The following is a 4,938-nucleotide window of genomic DNA, read 5'->3' as shown; positions in this document are numbered from 1 at the left end:
TTGCCCGCACCGCAGAAACGGGGTTGGCTGCGTTTCCGGTGCCAGACGCGAGAAAGTGGCGACAGACATGACGAAAAAACACCAAAAACGCAGCCGCTGGATATTACACTGATGCATAGTCATGCAGCCAGATGCATGCAGCGTAAAGTCACACTAAAATCAGCGCGAACGCCTTAAAAACCGGCAAATGCCTCTCCGGCAACTCACACAGCTCCATCACCAGGTAAAAACAGTTCAGCAGGGCTTCAATAACGTTGAGAATTTTCATCACTTCCTCCGGGATAAGTCACTACCATTCCGGTAGTCAGCCTATTTAGCAGGAACGCGATGAGCCCTTCTTCGTGCGGGCTGTCACCTCATCTTCGGACCATCGAAACTCTTCTGCTTCTGTCGGAGCGTCAGCTCCAGCTCGTTCTGACGCTGATACTCCAGTGCAGCCTTCTCCTCGATGGCATTCAGTTCCCGGACAAGCGGCGCAGCTGCTCGCTTAAACTCAGCACCTGCGTGCTCAAGTCCGACACGCGCTCGTTCAGCACCGCGTTCTCCCGTTGCATAAGTCCACACATGCTCCGCCATTCCGCGAAGGCGCTCTCCCATTCGTCCAGCCTTTGCGAGTAGTCCTGCTGTAGCTGCTCTAATGCGCTCAGCAACTGCTTTTCCAGCTCTGTCATTTTCCGCTACTCCTGTTTCAGGCGGATCCAGGTCGTCCCGTCGTAGGGGATGGCTTCGGCTTGCATCCCCGGCGGCAGGATAAGGAACCTCCGGCCGTCGTTGCTCTCCTGATAGCGTACTCCCCACGTCCGGGCGGTCATTTTCGCCAGGGTATCTTCCTGCTGACGAAGATGTGTGTAATTGTCGGTTATCTGCCGTCCCTGCCACCACAGAATGCTCCCGCTCGTGGCGATCAGCAGCGCTGACACCATCAGGATGGTGAGCCATGTCCTCCCGGCCGTCAGCAACACGCTCCGCCGGTTTTTCTCCATCGCCTCGCTCATACTCTGCTCGTGGGCGCTGATGGCGTCGCTGATTCTCCTCGCGCTTGCGTTCAGTTCCGCTCTGACAGACTGCTCGTGCTCGCTGAATGCGGCTTTCAGCATCTCGCCGGTACTCTTCTGCTGCGCTTTCGATTGCTGCTCTAAGTCCTTCGCCAGCGTTAAAAGACTGCTCATAGATGGCTCCCTTCAGTCGGATGTTTCGCCCCCCGTCAGGGTCGGCAATGCTGATACTGCTTTTCGTTGTACGCACCACCTCAAAACCTGCACCTTCAAGAGCCTCAGTGACGTCCTGACGGCTTTTCAGCTCCCCGGACGAGGCTAAGCTCAGCAGTCCACGGGTGATGGCTTCTGCGGCTTCCTGCTTCGTTTTCGGCAGTCCGGCCGGCGTGACCAGCGCCCGGCGGTTTTCCGGCGCGTTCGGATCGTGCAGCCCCAGTCTGCCGTTCACGATGGTCTGCCAGGCATCGATACGCGGCCGGTCGGCGCGGTCGTAGTACGGCTGGAGCCGCCTGCCGGTCAGCAGCTCGGTATTGGGGATCAGAAAGTTCAGCTCCAGACGCCCCTTGTCCTCGTGCTCCACCCACAGAATGCTGTACTGATCTTTATCAAGTCCGGGCATCAGAACCCGCTCGAAGCTGGCCATCAGTTTTTCCCGCTGGCCGGGAGGCAGATCGGCCTCCGCAAACGACAGGACGCCGGAGGTGTATTTCTTCACGTAAGGCGACGCGTCGATCAGCTCCCGGACTTCTTCCGGCTTCCCCTGCAGGACGCTGGCGCCTTCACGCTGCCGGTCTTTACCCAGCAGATAGTCCACCGGCCCGGCGCCACCGCCGCGACCGCGTGGATGAAATTTAACGATCATCGTCCGTTCCTTTCTCAAGAACGGCGTGCCGCAGCCGCTCAAGCCCGGCATCGATGGCCATCAGCGCCGCCACAATCTGCACCCGGTCATGACCGGTACCGACGCCGGCGTTAACACGGCGGGCTATCTGGTTCAGGTTGTTGCCCATACCGGCAAGCTGGCGCAGCAGCGCCGGCGAGATCGAAGGAAGTTTTGCGGTACGAGCCGGCTTTTCGTCCAGGCAGGTCTGCCGCATCCACGCCGCCAGCTGCCTGCCGTCGCAGCGCTCAAGTAGCCGCCTGTGCTCATCCTCCGTCACCCACATGGTGAGCATCTTGTTCCGTTTCTCTGACAAAACAGTCTCCTGATAACCCCGGGACGGGCGGGAAAACCTTTCCCGGTCGGCGCGGGGTTGGACAAGCCGCAGGCGCGTCAGTGGCTGTTAGCGGGTTTCGGGGCGCAGCCCTGAACCAGTCACGTAGCGCTAGCGGAGTGTATACTGGCTTACTATGTTGGCACGGATGCGAATATCAGTGAAGTGCTTCATGTGGCAGGAGAAAAATGCAGCAGCGGAGCGTCAGCAGAATATGCGATACAGGATATATTCCGCTTCCTCGCTCACTGACTCGCTGCGCTCGGTCGTTCGGCTGCGGCGAGCGGTACCGGCTTACAGGCGGGGCGGAAATTTCCTGGGAGATGCCAGAAAGAAGCTTAACAGGGAAGCGATAAGGCCGCGGCGAAGCCGTTTTTCCATAGGCTCCGCCCCCCTGACAAGCATCACGAAATCTGACGCTCAAATCAGTGGTGGCGAAACCCGACAGGACTATAAAGATACCAGGCGTTTCCCCCTGGTGGCTCCCTCGTGCGCTCTCCTGTTCCTGCCTTTCGGTTTACCGGTGTCATTCCGCTGTTATGGCCGCGTTTGTCTCATTCCACGCCTGACACTCAGTTCCGGGAAGGCAGTTCGCTCCAAGCTGGACTGTATGCACGAACCCCCCGTTCAGTCCGACCGCTGCGCCTTATCCGGTAACTATCAACTTGAGTCCAATCCGGAAAAACACGACAAAGCGCCACTGGCAGCAGCCACTGGTAACAGGTTTAGAGGAGGAGAGTCTTGAAGTTTCGGGTGCGATAAGGCTACACTGAAAGGACAGTTTTGGTGACTGTGCTCCTCCAAGCCAGTTACCGCGGTTCAAAAGAGCGTCAACTCTTGCGAACCTTCGAAAAAGCCACCTTGCCGGGTGGTTTTTTCGTTTTCAGAGCAAGAGATTACGACGCAACGGAAAGGATCTCAAGAAGATCATCTGTGATGTTCGACAGATATGGGGATATGCACCATGGCCTATCCGGCTTTAACTGAAATGGCGACATCCTTAACCGCAGTCTCAACCCCTGCAGCATTCCTCTGAATGCTGGTCATAACTTCACCCGCTTCGCGCATGAGTGTAACCCCTTCCCGAGTGTTCATCAGGCTGTTTTCAATGCCACAGAGAACATCCTTGGCCAGTTGACTATTGCTGGCCACGACTTGCTCAATTTCTTCAGTCGCGCTACTGACGCTCGCCGCAAGATTACGCACTTCTGCGGCAACAACCGCAAAACTTCTTCCGGATGCGCCAGCCCTTGCTGCTTCAATCGCGGCATTCAGTGCAATAAGTCTTGTCTGCATGGCAAACTTCCGGATGGTTTCCACCATATCGTCAATACTTTCAGACTGATTGTTGAGCCGTGAGATATCGGTGGAGACAGCCCCCATCCCCTGCGCAATTCTGTCAATCATAAGGATGCTATTTTCAATAACATTGGCACCGTTCTGCGCACTTTCTCGGGTCTGCACGGCCATATCCCATGCATGCACAGCAGCCTCTTGCTCTCTCTGGTTTCGCAGGACATCAGCCGTAACATCTGTAGCGAATTTCACAATTTTATAAAGCTGCCCATCACTGTTAAAGACAGGGTTATAAGTTGCACGGAACCACAGAGGGTCTCCCTGACGGTTAAGGCGTGGAAACAGACCAGAAAAAAACTCACCTTGATTCAGACTCTCCCAGAAATGTCGGTATTCATCACTTTTGTAAAGCGTCTCGGCACAGAACAGACGATGATGCTTACCTATGATTTCATCCCGCTTATAGCCAGTGGCATTGACGAAATTTTCATTTGCTTCAAGCACGATCCCTTCAGGATTGAAGGTGATGATGGCCATAGAACGGTTTATGGCATTTACGACTGCTTCCTGCTCAAGAGCAGAATGCACGCGCTCAGAAATATCGGCAGCAATTTTAATGACTCTGATAACACGGCCGCGCCTGTCAGAAACGGGGATATAACTGGCTTCAAGCCATACGGAACGATTTCCCTTTGCCAGCCGCAGGTACTTGCCACTAAAGCTTTCTCCCCTGGCAAGGCGCTGCCAGAACTGGCTGTATTCCGGTGAACTTACCAGCGAGGGCGGGCAGAATATACGATGGTGGTGACCGATTATTTCATCAGCCCTGTACCCCATAGTGGAGAGAAAAAGCGGGCTGGCTTTATTTATCACCCCCTCCGGACTGAACTCAATGACAGGCTTATTCTGACAAATTGCGTCATACGAAATGGCTGATCGCTGGAGGTTCAGGGAGAACATATTTTTAAGTGAAAACATATGAATCAGATTGCCCGGATAATGTAAGTACTGCCATGGTTATCGGCTACTCCTTATGTAGCGTTATATATTACTGCGACAGGGCGGGAAAAAGCCCGCTCTTCAGCCATGCCGGCATGATGTCCGGCTCCGGATTTCACGCGTAAAAAACCCGCCATCTTTAGCGGGCTGAACAATAAGAAAATGTTCATATTTACGGCAAATCCGCCGGCTCCAGCAGAGAAGCTGGCGTCTATCAATCTTGGAAGAACCAGCGCAGCTCCGCATGCATTAACAGGCATCAGAAGGCAAAAAAATGGCTCACATCCGGGAGCCGGAAAACACTCAACTGCCTGGATCGCAGCACATCCTTTGTGAAGGATAATTTAAGTATCGGCCGGATTGCCGCGGGCATAAGCCCGGCCGGCATAATTTTTTCCGTATCCGCCAGACCTCGGCTTTTAACATAACACCCC

3 protein-coding genes are annotated in these 4,938 nt (G+C 54.9%); all 3 read right to left on the bottom strand.

All coding sequences use genetic code 11. The features are described 5' to 3' along the window. Nucleotides 1–351: 351 nt before the first annotated feature. Nucleotides 352–1,857: a plasmid mobilization relaxase MbeA gene (mbeA, locus tag CSK29544_RS25245; protein ID WP_007899683.1), complete on the bottom strand. Its 1,506-nt coding sequence runs from the start codon at nucleotides 1,855–1,857 to the stop codon at nucleotides 352–354. Further along, nucleotides 1,847–2,191: a MobC family plasmid mobilization relaxosome protein gene (locus CSK29544_RS21755; protein WP_032976203.1), complete on the bottom strand. Its 345-nt coding sequence runs from the start codon at nucleotides 2,189–2,191 to the stop codon at nucleotides 1,847–1,849. Before CSK29544_RS21755 ends, mbeA begins: the two co-directional genes overlap by 11 nt. Before the next feature lie 987 nt (nucleotides 2,192–3,178). Beyond that, nucleotides 3,179–4,483 (bottom strand): methyl-accepting chemotaxis protein, encoded by a 1,305-nt coding sequence (locus tag CSK29544_RS21750; RefSeq protein WP_007899670.1) that lies wholly within the window; start codon nucleotides 4,481–4,483, stop codon nucleotides 3,179–3,181. Nucleotides 4,484–4,938 lie beyond the last annotated feature (455 nt).

Origin of the sequence: Cronobacter sakazakii, from assembly GCF_000982825.1 — a bacterium.
In the GTDB taxonomy this organism is placed as follows: domain Bacteria; phylum Pseudomonadota; class Gammaproteobacteria; order Enterobacterales; family Enterobacteriaceae; genus Cronobacter; species Cronobacter sakazakii.
This window is presented reverse-complemented; position numbering and strand designations above follow the sequence as displayed.

Bases quoted from the DNA above. Each gene is read 5' to 3' on its own strand.
- CSK29544_RS21750 (WP_007899670.1), bottom strand. From the start codon at position 4,483: ATGTTTTCACTTAAAAATATGTTCTCCCTGAACCTCCAGCGATCAGCC.
- mbeA (WP_007899683.1), bottom strand. From the start codon at position 1,857: ATGATCGTTAAATTTCATCCACGCGGTCGCGGCGGTGGCGCCGGGCCG.